At 37.7% G+C, this 17687-nt stretch carries 16 protein-coding genes; 4 read left to right on the top strand and 12 right to left on the bottom strand.

What is annotated here, in order from left to right; all coding sequences use genetic code 11:
- Positions 1–4: 4 nt before the first annotated feature.
- Genes sdhA through sdhC form a run of 3 tightly spaced genes read right to left on the bottom strand, consistent with a single transcriptional unit; the run spans position 5 to position 2493 of the window.
- Positions 5–1777 (bottom strand): succinate dehydrogenase flavoprotein subunit, encoded by a 1773-nt coding sequence (gene sdhA, locus PMAN_RS06245; protein WP_006794723.1) that lies wholly within the window; start codon positions 1775–1777, stop codon positions 5–7.
- On the bottom strand, positions 1778–2125 hold the full coding sequence (gene sdhD / locus PMAN_RS06240; RefSeq protein ID WP_006794724.1) for a succinate dehydrogenase, hydrophobic membrane anchor protein: 348 nt from the start codon (positions 2123–2125) through the stop codon (positions 1778–1780).
- Positions 2116–2493, bottom strand: a complete 378-nt coding sequence (gene sdhC / locus PMAN_RS06235; protein ID WP_074210168.1) for a succinate dehydrogenase, cytochrome b556 subunit — start codon at positions 2491–2493, stop codon at positions 2116–2118. Before sdhC ends, sdhD begins: the two co-directional genes overlap by 10 nt.
- A gap of 421 nt (positions 2494–2914) precedes the next feature.
- Between sdhC and PMAN_RS06230 the strand changes: the two genes are divergently transcribed.
- From PMAN_RS06230 to PMAN_RS06220, 3 genes are all read left to right on the top strand, one after another.
- Positions 2915–4201, top strand: coding sequence for a citrate synthase (locus PMAN_RS06230; RefSeq protein ID WP_010556433.1), 1287 nt, complete (start codon positions 2915–2917; stop codon positions 4199–4201).
- 110 nt (positions 4202–4311) lie between these two features.
- Positions 4312–5538, top strand: coding sequence for a SufS family cysteine desulfurase (locus tag PMAN_RS06225; RefSeq protein ID WP_010556432.1), 1227 nt, complete (start codon positions 4312–4314; stop codon positions 5536–5538).
- Positions 5539–5571: 33 nt separating this feature from the next.
- Complete coding sequence (locus PMAN_RS06220) at positions 5572–5988, top strand: SufE family protein (protein WP_010556431.1); 417 nt, start codon at positions 5572–5574, stop codon at positions 5986–5988.
- A 6-nt stretch (positions 5989–5994) separates the two neighbouring features.
- On the opposite strand, the gene tcdA is transcribed toward PMAN_RS06220, so the two are convergent.
- Genes tcdA through PMAN_RS06185 form a run of 7 tightly spaced genes read right to left on the bottom strand, consistent with a single transcriptional unit; the run spans position 5995 to position 13455 of the window.
- Positions 5995–6792, bottom strand: coding sequence for a tRNA cyclic N6-threonylcarbamoyladenosine(37) synthase TcdA (tcdA, locus tag PMAN_RS06215; protein WP_010556430.1), 798 nt, complete (start codon positions 6790–6792; stop codon positions 5995–5997).
- A complete protein-coding gene (locus PMAN_RS06210; protein WP_010556429.1) occupies positions 6793–7461 on the bottom strand; it encodes a TIGR01621 family pseudouridine synthase in 669 nt (222 codons plus the stop codon).
- 7 nt (positions 7462–7468) lie between these two features.
- Complete coding sequence (kdsB, locus tag PMAN_RS06205; RefSeq protein WP_010556428.1) at positions 7469–8230, bottom strand: 3-deoxy-manno-octulosonate cytidylyltransferase; 762 nt, start codon at positions 8228–8230, stop codon at positions 7469–7471.
- On the bottom strand, positions 8218–8415 hold the full coding sequence (locus PMAN_RS06200) for a Trm112 family protein (RefSeq protein ID WP_006794732.1): 198 nt from the start codon (positions 8413–8415) through the stop codon (positions 8218–8220). The genes kdsB and PMAN_RS06200 overlap by 13 nt, the downstream gene beginning before the upstream one ends.
- On the bottom strand, positions 8405–9385 hold the full coding sequence (lpxK, locus tag PMAN_RS06195) for a tetraacyldisaccharide 4'-kinase (RefSeq protein WP_010556427.1): 981 nt from the start codon (positions 9383–9385) through the stop codon (positions 8405–8407). The genes PMAN_RS06200 and lpxK overlap by 11 nt, the downstream gene beginning before the upstream one ends.
- Before the next feature lie 2 nt (positions 9386–9387).
- Positions 9388–11127: a lipid A export permease/ATP-binding protein MsbA gene (msbA, locus tag PMAN_RS06190; RefSeq protein WP_010556426.1), complete on the bottom strand. Its 1740-nt coding sequence runs from the start codon at positions 11125–11127 to the stop codon at positions 9388–9390.
- A gap of 60 nt (positions 11128–11187) precedes the next feature.
- Complete coding sequence (locus tag PMAN_RS06185) at positions 11188–13455, bottom strand: DNA internalization-related competence protein ComEC/Rec2 (RefSeq protein ID WP_010556425.1); 2268 nt, start codon at positions 13453–13455, stop codon at positions 11188–11190.
- Between PMAN_RS06185 and PMAN_RS06180 the strand changes: the two genes are divergently transcribed.
- A complete protein-coding gene (locus tag PMAN_RS06180) occupies positions 13435–13938 on the top strand; it encodes a DUF2062 domain-containing protein (RefSeq protein WP_006792805.1) in 504 nt (167 codons plus the stop codon). The genes PMAN_RS06185 and PMAN_RS06180 overlap by 21 nt on opposite strands.
- A gap of 70 nt (positions 13939–14008) precedes the next feature.
- Here the strand turns inward: PMAN_RS06180 and PMAN_RS06175 are convergent, their stop codons facing one another.
- Both PMAN_RS06175 and uup read right to left on the bottom strand, forming a co-directional pair.
- Positions 14009–15754 (bottom strand): DUF3466 family protein, encoded by a 1746-nt coding sequence (locus PMAN_RS06175; RefSeq protein WP_010556424.1) that lies wholly within the window; start codon positions 15752–15754, stop codon positions 14009–14011.
- Between the two features lie 11 nt (positions 15755–15765).
- On the bottom strand, positions 15766–17679 hold the full coding sequence (uup, locus tag PMAN_RS06170) for an ATP-binding cassette ATPase Uup (RefSeq protein ID WP_010556423.1): 1914 nt from the start codon (positions 17677–17679) through the stop codon (positions 15766–15768).
- Between the last annotated feature and the right edge of the window lie 8 nt (positions 17680–17687).

The raw sequence follows: 17687 nt of genomic DNA, 5'->3' as shown, positions 1-17687 counted from the left end.
GCTCCTAGTATGTACGTGCTTTAGGTGGAAATGCTTCACGCGTCTTAGGCGCGTAGTTAACGTCACGCTTACTCATTTCATCCGTAACAGGATTGTATACTGAGTGACATAACCAGTTCGTGTCATCACGATCTGGGAAGTCAAAACGAGAGTGTGCACCACGGCTTTCTGTACGGAAGTTCGCAGCTACTGCTGTTGAGTAAGCTGTTTCCATTAAGTTATCAAGTTCAAGACATTCGATACGCTGCGTGTTGAAGTCTGACGATTTATCGTCAAGACGAGCATGTTGTAAACGCTCGCGAATTTCTTTAAGTTCTTGAAGACCAGTCGCCATTGAATCACCTTCACGGAATACCGAGAAGTTAAGCTGCATACATTGTTGAAGATCTTTCTTAATTTGAACAGGATCTTCACCTTGACCAGCTGTTGAGTTTTCCCAACGGTTATAACGTGCAAGAGACGCTTCTAAGTCTGATTCAGAGGCAGCTTTTGATACTTCAACATCTCTGAGGTATGTACCTAAGAAATTACCTGCAGCACGACCAAACACTACTAAATCAAGTAATGAGTTACCACCAAGACGGTTTGCACCGTGCACAGATACACATGCAATTTCGCCTACAGCAAATAAACCTTCAACTACTTTTTCATCGCCTTGAGCATTGATTTGAAGCACTTGACCATTCACGTTAGTAGGTACACCACCCATCATATAATGACATGTTGGTATAACTGGAATTGGTTCTTTAGCTGGGTCTACGTGAGCAAATGTTTTTGCAAGATCACATACACCAGGAAGACGTAAATTAAGTGTCTCTTCACCTAAGTGGTCAAGCTTAAGCTTGATATGAGGACCCCAAGGACCATCACAACCACGACCTTCACGAATTTCTGTCATCATAGAACGTGCAACAACATCTCGAGATGCTAAGTCTTTTGCATTAGGTGCATAACGTTCCATGAAACGCTCGCCATCTTTATTTAAAAGATAACCACCTTCACCACGACAACCTTCAGTCACAAGCGTACCTGCCCCTGCAATACCTGTCGGGTGGAACTGCCACATTTCCATGTCTTGCATAGAAATACCAGCACGTGTAGCCATACCAACACCGTCACCAGTGTTAATGTGAGCATTTGTGGTTGAAGCGTATATACGACCAGCACCACCAGTAGCTAGTACAACCGCCTTTGATTTGAAGTAAGTGATTTCACCTGTTTCAATCTCAATTGCAGTACAACCAACAACATCGCCGTTATCATTTTTAACTAAATCAAGTGCATACCACTCAGAGAATACATTTGTTTTATTTTTAACGTTTTGTTGATAAAGAAGATGTAATAAAGCATGGCCAGTACGGTCAGCTGCTGCTGCAGTACGTGCTGCTTGTTCGCCACCAAAATTCTTTGATTGGCCACCAAAAGGACGCTGGTATACACGGCCATTTTCAAAACGTGAAAATGGTAAACCCATGTTTTCTAATTCAGTAATTGCTTCTGGCCCAGTTTGACACATATACTCGATAGCGTCTTGGTCACCGATAAAATCGGAACCTTTAACGGTATCGTACATATGCCATTCCCAGTTATCTTCGTGTGAATTACCAAGCGCTACTGTAATACCACCTTGAGCGGATACGGTATGTGAACGCGTTGGGAATACTTTCGATATTAGTGCACACGTTTTGCCAGATTCAGTAATAGCCAAGGCAGCGCGCATACCTGCACCACCTGCACCGATTACTACGGCGTCAAATTCACGAACAGAATATTTCACTTAAACACCCCATAATACAATTAGACCAATAGCTACGTAAGCAACGGCCATTAGGTTTAGAACAAACCCTAAAAATGCGCGTAACTTTGAGTTTTTAACATAGTCTGTTAAAACCTGCCAAAGGCCAATGCGGGTATGAACCATAATGCATACTAGGGTTACTAGCGTAAACCCTTTCATAGCTAGGTTAGAGAAGAGGCCTGTCCAGGCTTCGAAAGTGACTTCCGGCGTCGCTAAAAAATAGCCGATAATAAAAATAGCATATGCGCTAATTATTAATGCCGTGGTACGTAAAGATACATAATCTTGTACACCATCACGTTTAAGAGTTGCTTGATTTAAGACCATATCCACACTCCCGCTAATACAGCGAATACAACGCCAAGAGCCATTGCAATTTTAGCGCTTAGGTTACCTGATTCAAGTTCTTCCCAGTGTCCCATATCCATTACCATGTGACGGATACCACCAATAAGGTGATAGCCTAGTACTGAAATAGTGCCCCAAGCTATAAATTTGGCAATGAATCCGTTAAACAGACCCTTGACGAATTCAAAACTTTCAGCTGACGAGAGAGACTCAGACCAAGCCCAAATGACAAACGTTAAAGCAAAAAATAATGCAACACCGGTGACGCGGTGAAAAATTGATGCTTTAGCCGTTGCCGGCATAGATATAGTTGTTAGATCTAGATTTACAGGTCTTTGCTTTTTCACAGTTACTTGCCCATCTTGCTCACATTGGAGCTCATCTACTTGCTTTTCTAAAAACCCACCAAATGTTTCTGGTGGAACTATCAAGATAAACGAATTAAAACATTAAAAGTTCACATTAATGTAAATTTTTTGAATGTAAAAATATCTTTACCCAAATACAATACGGTTTTAAAACCTCCGTTAGTATATATACCCATAAGGCTTTTTACAATTCTTGTTTATTTAGAGATGTTTGCGAATTAGCCAATAGTATAATACATATATGATACAGAATATTTATTATACAAATGTGCATAATGTTTATAAAAATTGACTTTAACCCCCTCTTTCACGTTAAAATGCGTAGATGTGCTTAAAACAGATTTCAGAACTTTAAAAATCTAAAAATCAGAATAGATATCTTAATAGGAGATACATAGCGATGGCAGATAAAAAAGCCACAGTTCATATTGATGGACTTGATCCAATCGAACTTCCAATTTATCAAGGCACTGCTGGCCAAGATGTAATCGACGTACGTACGTTAGGTTCACATGGCCACTTTACCTATGACCCAGGTTTCATGTCGACTGGTTCTTGTGAATCTGCAATCACCTACATTGATGGTGGTAAAGGTGTTTTACTTCACCGCGGTTACCCAATTGAGCAACTTGCTGAACAATCAGACTATATTGAACTTTGCTACTTACTTCTTAACGGTGAGTTACCATCTAAAGAGCAATACGATGCATTTGCAGAGAAAATCACTCGCAGCACAATGCTAGATCAAAAAATTGCTAATTTCTTCCAAGGTTTCCGCTTTGATGCACATCCAATGGCAATGCTTTGTGGTGTTGTGGGTGCTCTTTCTTCTTTTTATCATGAAGATTTAGATATTACTGATGCAGAGCAACGCAAAACAAGTGCTGTTAGGTTAGTTGCTAAATTACCTACAATTGCTGCAATGGCATACAAAACAAACATTGGCCAGCCTTTTGTATACCCACGAAATGACCTTAGCTATGCAGAAAACTTCTTACACATGATGTTTTCTGTTCCAGCCGAAGAATACAAAGTAAACCCGATTACTGCTAAAGCAATGGACAAAATATTCATGCTTCACGCAGACCACGAACAGAATGCTTCTACATCTACAGTTCGTCTTGCTGGTTCTTCAGGTGCGAACCCATATGCATGTATTTCAGCCGGTATCGCTTCTTTATGGGGCCCTGCTCACGGCGGTGCTAACGAAGCATGTTTAAACATGTTAGAAGAAATTGGCTCAGTTGATCGTATCGATGAATACGTAGCTAAAGCAAAAGACAAGTCAGACCCGTTCCGTCTAATGGGCTTTGGACACCGTGTTTACAAAAACTTCGACCCACGTGCAACAGTAATGCGTCAAACGTGTCACGAAGTATTAGAAGAGCTAAACATTCAAGATCCTCTTCTTGATATTGCAATGAAGCTTGAGCAAATTGCTCTAGAAGACCCATATTTCGTTGAAAAGAAACTTTACCCTAACGTAGATTTCTACTCAGGTATTATCTTAAAAGCGATTGGTATTCCGACAAGCATGTTCACTGTAATTTTTGCAATGGCACGTACTGTTGGTTGGATCACTCACTGGGATGAAATGCTTTCTCAGCCTGGTCATAAAATCAGCCGCCCTCGTCAAATGTATACTGGTTACACTGCCCGTGACTACGTATCTGCCGACAAGCGCTAATATTATTTAGCTATAAAAGGCCGCTTTTGCGGCCTTTTTTGTGTTCAATACTTGAGAATTATTATAAACCCATTACAATTTGCGCCTCAAAATGAACATGTTGAAGAGCTATGCCTGCTTTAGAATTTAATATTAATAAAATTAGAAATGACTTTCCTACTTTAAAGCAGCAGATAAATGCTAACCCACTTGTTTATTTAGACTCTGCAGCAACCACTCAAAAACCCCAATCAGTCATAGACGCTATAAACGAATTTTATACCAGCCAAAATGCAAATGTACATCGCGGCCGTCACACATTGAGCGAGCGTGCAACAAGCTTATACGAGCAAGCTCGTGACAAAACAGCCAAGTATTTTAATGTATCAAGTAAAGAAATTGTTTGGACTAAGGGTGCTACAGAGGCAATAAATTTAGTAAGTAATGGTTTACGAAGCCGATTTAACCAAAACGATACTATTATTATCTCAGTATTAGAACATCATGCTAACATTGTGCCTTGGCAAGTACTTAGTGAGCAAACAGGCGCAAAATTATTAGCACTACCAGTTAATGATGATGGAACATTAAATATTAAACAATGCTGTGATTTTATAAAGCAGTCAAAACCTAGTATGTTTGCAATTACACAAGCATCTAACATGCTTGGTAATATCACAAATTTAAAGCCCCTTATTACTGCTGCAAAAGAAGTAAATTCACTCGTTTTGATAGACGGCGCTCAAGGCGCAATGCACTTAAAGCCTGATTTACATAACTTAAACTGTGATTTTTACGTGTGCTCAAGCCACAAGATGCTTGGTCCCACAGGTTTAGGTGTACTTTATGGAAAATATCAAGAACTTAATTCTTTAGATGTGTATCAAACTGGCGGGGAAATGATAGATAAGGTGTACCTTACGCATAGTACTTATCGCCCTGCGCCTGCAAAATTTGAAACAGGTACTCCTAATATTTCTGGTGTAGTAGGTTTTTCTGCGGCTTTGGATTATTTAAACGCATTACAAAACGAACAATTACAAAAGTATGAGCAAAAACTATTTAATTATGCGGCTGAAAAACTGGTAACCATTAAAGGTATTACAATTTACAGCAACCTATCTGATAATATTGGCACGCTAAGTTTTAATTTTAAAGATGAGCATCCTTACGATTTGGCAACATTACTTGACGGTTATGGCGTTGCAGTCAGAGCAGGCCACCATTGTACGCAACCGCTTATGACTCATTTAGGAATAAATGGCACCTTAAGAGCCAGCTTTTGTTTTTACAATACCTATGAAGATGTTGACATATTCATCAACTCACTCAAAGAATGTATCGCCTTATTAGGTTAAACGTCGTTTTTATATATTTTATTAGGATAACTCATGACAAATACGTTTAAAAAAACCACTGAGTCAATTGAAAAAGCGTCTTCTTGGCAGCAAAAGTATCGTGAAATAATGCTTTTAGGCAAAACTTTGCCCGCTTTACCTGATGCTCTAAAAACAGAAGGTTCACTAGTTCCCGGCTGTGAAAGCAAGGTATGGATGTTCGTTGAATTTGATTTAAAAGAAAATACGTTAGTAGTCATTGGTGATTCAGATACACGTATCGTAAAAGGTTTGCTAGCAATTATTTTATCTTTATATAACGGACTGACACCAGAGCAAGTAGTGAAAATAGATGCGTATGAGGAGTTTGATAAGCTAGGTCTTATTAGCCACTTGAGTACATCACGTGGTAACGGAATTAAAGCCATGGTTGATAGAATCCAAACCATGGCACAGCAAAAAATAAGCTAAGTAGTGCTAAACCTGCAAACGCTGCTTTTTATCTAGGTATTTGCGAATAGCTTTGGCTGCTACAAAAAAGCCGAAACTTCCTGTAATCATCGTTACAGAGCCAAAACCGTTATTGCAATCCATATTCATGCTGCCATCTGTACTTTGCTTTGCATGGCAAACACTACCATCACTCCCTGGATAAACTAATTGCTCTGTTGAGTAAACGCAATCAACATTAAATTTTCGTTTAGGGTTATTACTAAAGTTATACTGTTTACGTAATATGTAGCGCACCTTTGCAAGTAAAGGATCTTGCGTTGTTTTAGCTACATCACCGAATGTAATTTGACTAGGGTCAGTTTGACCACCAGCACCACCAGTGGTAATAATAGGCATTTTATTTCGCTTGCAATGGGCAATGAGTGCTGCTTTTTCTTTGACCGCATCAATGCAATCGATCACATAGTCAAAGCCGTGAATGTGCTCTTTAATATTTTCGAGTGTTATAAAGTCATCAATGACATCAATGTTGCATTCTGGATTTATAAGTTCACAACGCGCTTTCATTGCGTCGACTTTAGCATGACCAATCGTTCCAGATAAGGCATGGATTTGACGGTTTACATTGGTCGCACAAATATCATCAAGATCTATGAGCGTTATTTTACCTAAACCGGTGCGGGCTAGCGCCTCAGCTGCCCAACTCCCCACTCCACCAATGCCAACAACACAAAAGTGAGCCTCTTGAAGCCAATCGAATTGCTGATGACCATATAAACGTTTAATGCCACCAAAGCGGATGTCAGTTATTTTTTCACTCATTTACCAGTCCAGTTCCCATGGCGAACGCCATGCTTGAAAATTATCATGTTGTAGCAAGGTTAAAAACGCATCACCGTTACTAGGTAATAGCGTAAATTGTAAGTTCTCACCCTTCCAAGTAAAGCTCAATGCATAAGCATGCAAATATGTTCTATCTGAAGCCGTGCCTGAGTAAGCAATATCACCCAATATTGGGGATCCTATACTTTTTAAGGCAACTCTTAGCTGGTGTGTTTTACCCGAGAAAGGTTTTAAAATAAACGCTCTAAAACCCGCTTTAAAACTAATTGAATAAAAACGGGTAATTGCAGGATTTAAATTAGATGCCAATAGCTTATAGGTACCACGGCGCGACTTGGCCATGTCTCCTTTAACCCAACCTTGCTTTTTTTTAGGTTTAGAGTCTGTAATAGCAAGATAAAATTTATCAATAGAATGTTGTGCAAAAAGCTCCGTAAACGTTACTGCAGCGCTTTTATTTCTTGCTAAAATAATTAGACCCGAAGTTACTTTATCTAGTCTATGAACTGCGTAAAGTTTCTCATTAAATTGTCGCTCAGCTAGCACAACAAAGCCAGGTCCATCTTCTGAATGAAAGCTTAGTTGTGTTGGTTTTTCGACAACATAAAAATCAGAATGCTCATATACCACGTTTAATATTAAGTTCATTCAAAGGTCACGCATTTTTATTTTGTAAAAACGCGATTACTTTTGCTAAATCTTCAGCGGTATCAACACCTGCATGCGGAGCTACTTTTGCCTGCTCTATTTTAATACTATAACCATGATACAAAACACGCAGCTGCTCTAATGACTCTAATAACTCCAAAGGAGAAACACTAAGTGCAATATATTGATTAATAAACCCTGCTCTGTAAGCGTAAATACCCACGTGGCGTTGAAATGATGAAAGCTCTAAATCTCTTTTTTCTTCTAACATCGCATGTCGATCAAACGGAATACTTGCACGCGAAAAATACAACGCGTTTTTATTTATATCGCTAACAACCTTGACTGCATTAGGATTAAATATGTCGTCTTTATCTTCAATGGCAACGCTTAATGTAGCCATGGGTGCTGATGATTCATTTAACAACTTAGCTACTTGTAAAACGTTATCGGGAGCTAGTAATGGTTCATCACCTTGAACATTTACAACTATGGTATTGCTATCTAAATTTAATAAAGCAACTACCTCCGCTAAGCGCTCGGTGCCTGACTGGTGATCTTCACGCGTCATCACAACATCATTAGTAAACGTACTAACCTCATCAAATACTTTTTGATGATCGGTTGCAATTATCACTTGGCTTGCACCTGATAAACATGCTTTCTCATAAACATGTTGAATCATAGGTTTACCACAAATATCTGCTAGCGGTTTTCCTGGTAATCTTGTTGAAGCATAGCGCGCAGGTATAACGACTACGAATTCCACTTTTCAACCTCTTCTAACGATAACTCTCTTGCTTCATTTTCAAGTAATACCGGAATATCATCTTTAACAGGGTATGCGAGTTTTGCAGCAGTACTAATTAGTTCACTGTTGTCTTTATCAAAACGTAATTTTCCTTTACATACAGGGCATGCAATTATGTCGAGTAATTTAGTATCAAAGGCCATTTAGGATCCCTTTTTCTTTTAATATTAAAGTTAATTTATTTATTACAGCCTGTGTTGGCTTTGCATTTACTGGTAAATAATACCAATTATCTTTGGCAAACTCGCTGCATTTTACGGCGTCTTTTTCGGTCATTAGAATATTGTCGTTACCAAATCGGGTAAAATCTTCGGCAGTGTATGGATGATGATCCCTAAAGTGATTTGAAGATAATAATGTTATCCCCTGTTTTTTTAAGGTATTTTCAAAACGCTTAGGATTACCTATTGCGCTAACTGCATGGCCATTTGTAATCAATTCACTAACAGGAAAGGAACTTTTTACTGACCTGAGCGCTGCAGGCTCTAATGTGTAGTTATTACTATTCTGCCCACCGTTTTCAACAATCAAATCTACCGACTTCAAACGTGCAGGAGTTTCTCTTAATGGCCCTGCAGGCATTAGTAACCCATTTCCAAATTGACGTTGACTATCGACAATACAGCATTCAATAGTCCGCGCCATTTTGTAATGCTGCATACCATCGTCAGAGATAATGATATCTAAATTATAATCACGCGCTAGTAACTCAATATTGCGTTGTCGGTTTGGCCCTATAGCAATTGGGCATTTTAGACGATGAAACAGAAGTTTAGGCTCATCACCCGCCTCAGCAGCTGGCGTATTATCTTTAACAATTAAAGGATAATTAGTCGCCTTACCACCATAACCTCGGCTAATAATTCCAACTGACAACCCTTGTTTTGTTAAAAAGTCATAAAGCCATAATACAAACGGTGTTTTACCATTTCCACCCACGCTAATGTTACCAACAACAATAATAGGTATGTCGCTTTTAAATTGCTTAAATATTCCAAAGCGATACATCTGCTTTCTGGTAATCGAAATTAGCCAAAATAAAGCTGACAATGGCAAAAAAAGTAATGTGATAATTCCAACTGGTTCATACCAGCTTTTTTCGATTTTATTCACGGTTACTCGCCAAACTGCATTTTACACAACGCTGAATAAGTTCCATCGTTTGAAAGTAAGCTGGTGTGATCGCCACTTTCAATAACACGGCCATTATCGATAACGTAAATTTTATCGCTATTTTCAATTGTAGATAATCGATGTGCAATGACAATTGATGTTTTATCTTTCATTAAGTCATCAAGCGCATGTTGAATCAGTTTTTCGGACTCTGTATCTAATGCAGATGTTGCCTCATCTAATATTAAAATAGGGGCATCTTTTAAAATAGCTCTAGCTATAGCAATGCGTTGACGTTGACCACCAGAGAGCATCACTCCGTTTTCACCTACCATGGTATTTAGCTTTTCAGGTAAGTCTTTTACAAACTCCCACACGTGCGCCTGCTTAGCTACCTGCAATAACTCAGCATCTGTAATATCTCGCTGAATTCCATAACATATATTGTTAGCTATAGTGTCGTTAAACAGCACAACCTGTTGCGATACTAGCGCAAATTGGCGTCGCAAATCTGTAAGCTTATAATCATTTAAAGGAATACCATCTAACAGTATTTGACTTGGTAAGTCTAAATCATAGTAACGTGGTAATAAATTAGAAATTGTTGATTTACCTGAACCCGAACGCCCAACTAACGCAATACTTTCGCCGGCTTGAATTGTAAGCGTTAAGTTATTTAATACAGGCTCATCTTTTGTGGGATATTTAAAGGTCACATTTTTGACCTCAATTAAACCTTTGGCTTTTGTTACAGATACTGTGCCTGTATTTTTTTCTATACTTTCGTCAAGTATTAAGAATATACTTTGCGCCGCAGAAATACCGCGCTGCATATCACTATTAACGTTAGCTAACTGTTTTAGCGGACGAAGTAACATCATCATCGATGAAATAAGCACAACAAAGTCGCCTGAGCTAATGCTGTCTATCATTGAAGGCATTGATACCACCCACAAAATAACGGCCATAGCACTCGCTGCAAGTATTTGAATAACTGAAACACTTAATGCCTTTGTGGCATCCATTTTTATACGTTGTTGTCGGTTATGATTATTAATTTTAGAAAATTGATTAATTTCTCTCTCTTGACCGCCAAAACCATGAATCACTTTATGGCCACTGAGCATTTGCTCTGAGCTTCTTGTTACTTGGCCCATAGCAGATTGTATATTTTTAGAAATATGACGAAAACGCTTAGATACTATTGCAACGATCAGCGCAACTAAAGGAATAATAACTAAAAATATCAGAGATAATTGCCAGCTTGTATAAAACATTACACCAAGCAGAAACACAACAAATGCCCCTTCTCGCACTACAATCAATAATGCTTTGGTTATTGCTTGTTGAACTTGTTCTGTATCAAACGTAATTTTAGAAATTAGGTCACCTGTTGAATTTTTATCGTGAAATGAAACAGGTAAATGTAAAATATGTTCAAATAATTCCTGTCGGAGTGAACGAACAACTTGCGAGCCCACATAGCTTAGGCAATAAGATGACATAAAATTAAAAATACCACGACCAATAACCAAAGCTATTACTACAAAAGGGGCGTATTTTAATACTTCGTTATTTCGTTGATTTAAACCTTCATCAATAAAAGGCTTCATTAATTGAATAAATAAAGCATCCATACCGGAATAGCCTATCATGCCAACAATAGCAATTATTGCCACGCTTTTGTAAGCACCTACGTAAGAAATTAAACGCTTGTAAATTTGTGTAGTACTTTGATCCATAATACTCTCTTTATTCAATTACAGACCCTATTGTATCCTTGCTAGAACTAAAACAAAACGTCAATCTTTTATAAACCAGTAGCTTTGGTAATCTCGTGCTGTAATAACAGTCACAGTCTTTTCGTAAAACTCCACCGTAATTTGCCCGTGTTGCCCAGTAACATACTGCAAGGCATTAATGTTTCTATAACGCTCAACAACTTCTGTTTTAGGAAATTGCCACTGCCCTTTGTAAGCACTTGAGTGAATAACAATCTGTGGCATAACTGCAGTAATAAATTTCTTACTTGATGACGTACTACTACCGTGATGAGGGCTAAGTAACACTGTACTTTTTAAACTATCGCTAGAGTTTATCAGTTGCGATTCTCTATTTTTTGAAATATCGCCTGTAAATAGAACGCTGTGCTCTTTATCTGAAACCTTTATTACACAAGATTCATCATTTTCATTGCCATATAAGGGGGATGAGAAGCTTTTAATTACTAGCCCAGCCATGTTTACTTCGTTTGGAATACACCCCTTTGAGGGTCCATTAGGGTGAAATTCATTAAATGAAAACTTTAAACCTGCGCCGATAAAATGAGATAAACCACCGGAATGGTCATTATCAAAGTGACTAACTACAGAATGAGTCACTGCAATATTATTTATATCAATAAAAGGTAACAAAATACTTTTAGCACGGCTAAAACGATTAAAGTAACTAGGTCCAAAATCATAAATAAACCCTTTATCATCTTTTTCAATAAGCGCCATAAGACCGTGCCCAACATCGAATACATGTAATTTCCATGTAGGCTTATCAGCAAGTAAATAATCAATATAGAGCATGATTAAAGGTAAAAAAGCGAGCCGCCTATATGGCGAAAAATAAAAAATTAAAAGAGTAAGATAAGCATAAATAATGACACTTAGACCAATAATTCCTATGTTTAGCCAACCAAAACCTGCCGGTAATTTATTTAAACAGGTAAAAATAAAAGCTAAACCGCTATCGATAAAAATAATCACCATACTAATATCAAATACGGCACTTATAGCCGTTAATAAAAATAAACAAGGCATGAAAATCAATGAAAGAAATGGAATTGCGACTAAGTTTATGACTAAGCCAGCAATACTCACGCCATTAAAAAAGTAAAAAGACAGAGGCAGTAAACCAATAAATAGTGCAGCCTGAATAGTAATTAATGCAAAAAGTACCTTTAGAAATGAATTGGTAGAGGGAGGTATATTTTTAATAACTAAAAAAATAACCACGACTGCAAAAAATGAAAAATATAATCCAGGATTAAGGGTATTGAACGGATTAACAACGAGTACAATAACAAGCGCAAACAAAATACTGCGCCATCTCATTGGCTGCCTTTGAAAATAATATAGAAGTAAATAACAGCCAAGCATTATTAGTGCACGAGTCGCTGAAACCAAAAAGTTACTTAAATAGACATAAACAAACGCTGATACAAAACCAATCGCACTGTAAGCAATTGAAAAATTCATCGTTTGATTATTAAACAATTTAACGTGGATAAATACCCATTTTGTAATGAAGAAACCAAAACCGAACACCAACCCAATGTGTAAGCCTGAAATAGCAAGTAAATGGCTTAAACCCAGTGATTGCATCAGCTGCTTATCACTCGGTGTCATTAACGTCTTATCCCCTGTTAATAAAGCATAGTAAAGCCAATTTAGTGTTGTATTTTCGTAAGTATTTTTAATGAAGCTTTTATAACTTTGAACACTATTTTGTTCTGAAGTGCTTTTGATTTTTAATTCTTTATTAAGAACTTTTCCTTTAAAGAAAATTCGCTGCTTAAATGCATACAGTTCGTTATCAAATACATTAAAGTTCTTATTACTTCTAAATTTTTTTAAATTAACACTTGCCACAAAACGATCATTAGCACGCAATGGGTGATCTAAATTAACGCTTAACATCGCGCTAGGTGCACTCAAATTAGAATAGTATTTTCCATTAATACGCACTAATTTTGCTTTGACATATTGGGGAGCTTTGTTTGAGATGACTTCTTTTATTACAACTTCGACTGGATATGCGTACTTTTCATCATTAATTATGTGCTCAAAGTTATAAAAAATATGATAATGCGCTATAACGATACAAATTCCACAAATAAAGCCTAACAATAAAGACAAAAACGGCTTAAAATAAGCGCCTATTATTACAATGGACACTGTAATAATAATAAATTCGAGAGTTTCGTAATAAAACACGGTTGAAATACAGCCAATTACAAAACCAAGACTGATCCACACTGATGTAAATGGTTGCTTTAAATGGCTAAGAAAACTATCCAAAGATTTTTACCCGATCCGAATAAAATTAGACATCACAAATCGTTAAAAATTTTTGGTAAGCTTTTGCAAGATGCAAATCTTTGGCACTTAAACAGACGTTCTGCTCGAGGAGCCTTTGCAGTTGGTTTATTTTTTGCTTTCATCCCTGTTCCCTTTCAAATGGTTTTAGCCGCAGCGACTGCTATTTTATTTAGAGTTAACTTACCTATCTCAGCAACACTTGTTTGGCTTACTAATCCTTTAACCATGCCACCTATTTTTTATGGGTCTTACCTCGTTGGCACTCTTGTTTTAAATCAACCAGAACAACACTTTGCTTTTGAGCTTAACTGGGCTTGGTTTGAGCAGAGTATCGAAACCATTGGCCCTGCATTCTTAGTTGGCTCGCTTGTATGCGCCTCTATAGCATCAATCATAGGCTATTTTGGCATTGATATTTTATGGCGCCGCTCTGTTGTAAAGGCAAGAGCTGCACGCAAATAATATCGATCCTTTGAATAGTATAGACGAAAAAAAACCCAGCTAGAAAGCTGGGTTTTTTATTCAAAAATATTTAAAAACGAAATACGCGTCGAATACCAATTAATGGTAACAGAAATAACGCTAACCAAGAGGTACTGGCTGAACTTCTTTCAAAAAATTCGGCCTCTGGCGGTGCGCAATCTTCAATTTCACCATTATCCAGAGGAGTTAATTTAACTGCAACAGCGACGGTTTCAAATTCAATATTACCGTTGATATCAGTCACTATACCACCAAGTGTGTCACGCTTTTCTACTGTTTTGGTGGCTACACCAAACACTTCGTTATTCTCATTAATAACATTAGCTTCAACAACTGTGTATGGGTAATCAGTTTCACCATCTGATTCATAACATGGTAAAAAGTCATTAATGTTAGTTATTTTATCTTCACCAATTTTATAAATAAATGCGGCTTTATCTCGTGAACTGTCCGATCCACCTAATTCACTCTCACCAACAATATAACCTTGATTATTGATATCGTTAGCAGTCGAGTTTGCTGCTAAAAAGAAGTTTGTAGGGTAAACAGTGTTACCAGTAGCGATATCATGATAAAAGAATTTTCTTACCCGAGTGTTTTCAACTATTCGAGTTACATAACCAGCAATAATATTTTCATCATTTATTGCTGAAGAAATCCCTGTCTGATTAGAGTCATTTTCTTGGTCAATATAAGTAACAACTTCGCCATCTTTGAAGTACACAGGCATTGTAACAAATGTATTATCATTATTTTTATAACGTGTATGTGATGAGCCTACTGCAACACCATTTGCATTTACTGCAAAAGCAGTACTGGTAAATGTGTCTTCTTCCACTTCATCTTCATCTGGAGTTAAAGCTAACCCAAGTTCTTCTACAGAAGTAATATTAAGGGAGTCATCCAACTGCCACTTGACAGCTCGCTTGTTAAAAATTCCGCCAAGAAAATTGCTATTTAATAGATTAATACAAGAAGAAACGGGTTCATCTTCGCCATCGCAATTTTCATCAATATCTTCTAATCTTTCAAAGTTAATATCCGTTGACACATTGCCTACAACAATATAACCATTATTAGTTTTAACAATATCATTGGCACGGCTTGTACCCCCGTATTCATTGAACTCAGGAACAAGAGGTACTTCTGTGCCATCAGCACCTATTACAATTCCTTGTTCGATAAAGTCATGAGTAAACCAAGTTTCAGCCTCATCTTCATCCTCTGGTGTGAAAGAAACTTTGTCATAGGGTGCACTCCCCCAACCAACTGAGACTCCGTCTTCGCTCACGGCGTTGTAAACGTTAAAAGTAGAACGAGTTAAACCATCATAGTCTACTGAAGAAACATCAAAAAGAGACTGTTCAACAACTTCATTTTCGTTAAATCTAATACCGGTAAACGAATTTAGTTTTTGATATTCAAAATTAGTCGATAAACCTGATAAAAATCTAACCATAAAGTCATGTGCATCAGGATTAGTCAAAGCTGCATCATTATTCTCTATATCATCAAGTGTAAAAGTAATTACCTTATCACTTAGTTCGAAAATTGAAACTTCTCTGTCGTAAGCACTCTCAATTGTATTATCTGTAAAATCAATATAACTGGTATCTATGGGTAAGTTATATAACTCATTTGCTAAACCAATTATGTGCCCGCTTTCACTTGCATCAGTAACGTAAGAAAATTTTGCATTATCGAGTGTGCCTAATTCACTTAATTGGTATGTTGCACTAATAGCTGATGTACTCAATGTCGCTAAGATACTGGCAGCGAGTAATTTATATTTCATTTTAGTCCTTACTACTGATTCTGTAATTCTTCAAGTTCTTCCCATCGCTCAAAAGCGGCTTCAAGGTCAGACTCAAGTTGTGCTAAATGGTTCAATGCTTTGGTTGTTATGTCACTGTCTTGTTTAAAAAAGTCAGGATCGCCTACCACATTTTGCTGGGCTTCTACGTCAGCTTCAAGTTGCTCCATTTTATTAGGCAACTGCTCTAATTCAAGTTTTAATTTGTAAGAAAGCTTATTCGTTTTAGCGGCTGGCTTTGCAGCAGGGGTCGGTTGCTTTTCTACTTTTTTTGCAGCTGGTTGAACAGCTTGTTTTTCTTGTTCTGCTAAATAACTTACATAAGCTTCATAGTCACTATAACCGCCGACTATATCTGTCACTTTTCCGTTACCTTCAAATGCCCATACACTAGAGCATGTATTATCGATAAATTCACGGTCATGGCTTACAATAATAACGGTACCTTGATACTGATTAATAATGTCTTCTAACAGCTCAAGTGTTTCAATGTCTAAATCATTGGTTGGCTCATCCAATACCAGGATATTCGATGGTTTTAAAAATAGCTTAGCAAGTAATAATCGGTTTTTTTCGCCGCCAGATAAGGCCTTAACGGGTGTTCTAGCGCGCGCAGGTGGAAACAAAAAGTCTTGTAAATAACCTAATACATGACGAGAGCGCCCCCCCATCATGACTTCTTGCTTACCTTCTGCAACATTGTCTTGTACTGTTGCTTCTTCGTCTAACTTTTCACGGTATTGATCAAAGTAAGCAAACTCTAAGTTAACACCCTGCTTAGTTTCACCGCTGTCAGGTGCTAAGTCACCAAACATTAGTTTTAATAGAGTTGTTTTACCCACACCATTAGGACCGACTAAACCGATACGGTCGCCACGCATAACTAAAGTAGAAAAATCGCTTACAATCGTTTTCTCTTTAAAAGCATGAGATAAATGCTTAGCTTCGAAAACTAATTTACCTGAGCGGTCTGCAGTTTCAATATTGAAATCTGTTTTACCAACTTGATCAACTCGTTGCTTGCGCTCATTACGTAATTGTTTTAATTCACGAACACGGCCTTCATTACGAGTTCTCCGGGCTTTTACGCCCTGACGGATCCACGCTTCTTCTTCAGCTAATCGTTTATCAAAGAGTGCATTTTGACTTTCTTCTACTTTTAAGTCATGCGCTTTTTGTTCTAGATAAGTGGCGTAGTCACCTGGGTATGAAATAAGTTTGCCGCGGTCTAAATCCAAAATACGCGTAGCAATTGCACGAATAAACGCACGATCGTGAGATATAAATACAATCCCACCTTTAAAGTCTTTTAAGAACTGCTCTAACCACATCACACTTGTCATATCTAAGTGGTTTGTTGGTTCGTCTAATAGCAACAAGTCTGGCTCACTAACTAATGCACGTGCCAGTGCAACCTTACGTAACCATCCACCTGAAAGCGATTCAAGTTTCGCATCAGGTGTCAGCTCAAGCTTAGTTAATACTAATTGAATACGGCTATCGAAGCGCCAGCCATCAGCGGCTTCTAGCTTATTAGATAAGCGCTCAAGTTTATTTAATAATTGATCGGTACATTCAGTTTGCAGTTCATTACTCACATGGTGATAATCGATAAGTAAATTAGCAATTTCTGGCATACCTTGGGCAACATAATCAAATACGGTACCGCTGGCCCCTTTAGGTGGATCTTGTTCAAGACGAGAAATCTTTAAACCACCGAGCTGGTTTATTTCACCATCATCCAATATTACTTGGCCGTCTAATACTTTTAACAGCGTTGATTTACCTGCGCCGTTACGCCCCACAATACAAACTCGCTCACCACTTTCAATAACAGCATCTGCGTTGTTAAGTAACGCATGTGTACCAAAGGCAAGCTGTGCTTTCGAAATTCTTATTAAATCCATAATTCTAC

Source organism: Pseudoalteromonas marina, from assembly GCF_000238335.3.
Lineage (GTDB): Bacteria > Pseudomonadota > Gammaproteobacteria > Enterobacterales > Alteromonadaceae > Pseudoalteromonas > Pseudoalteromonas marina.
The sequence above is the reverse complement of the archived record's forward strand: the minus strand, read 5'-3'. Positions and strand labels throughout refer to the sequence as shown.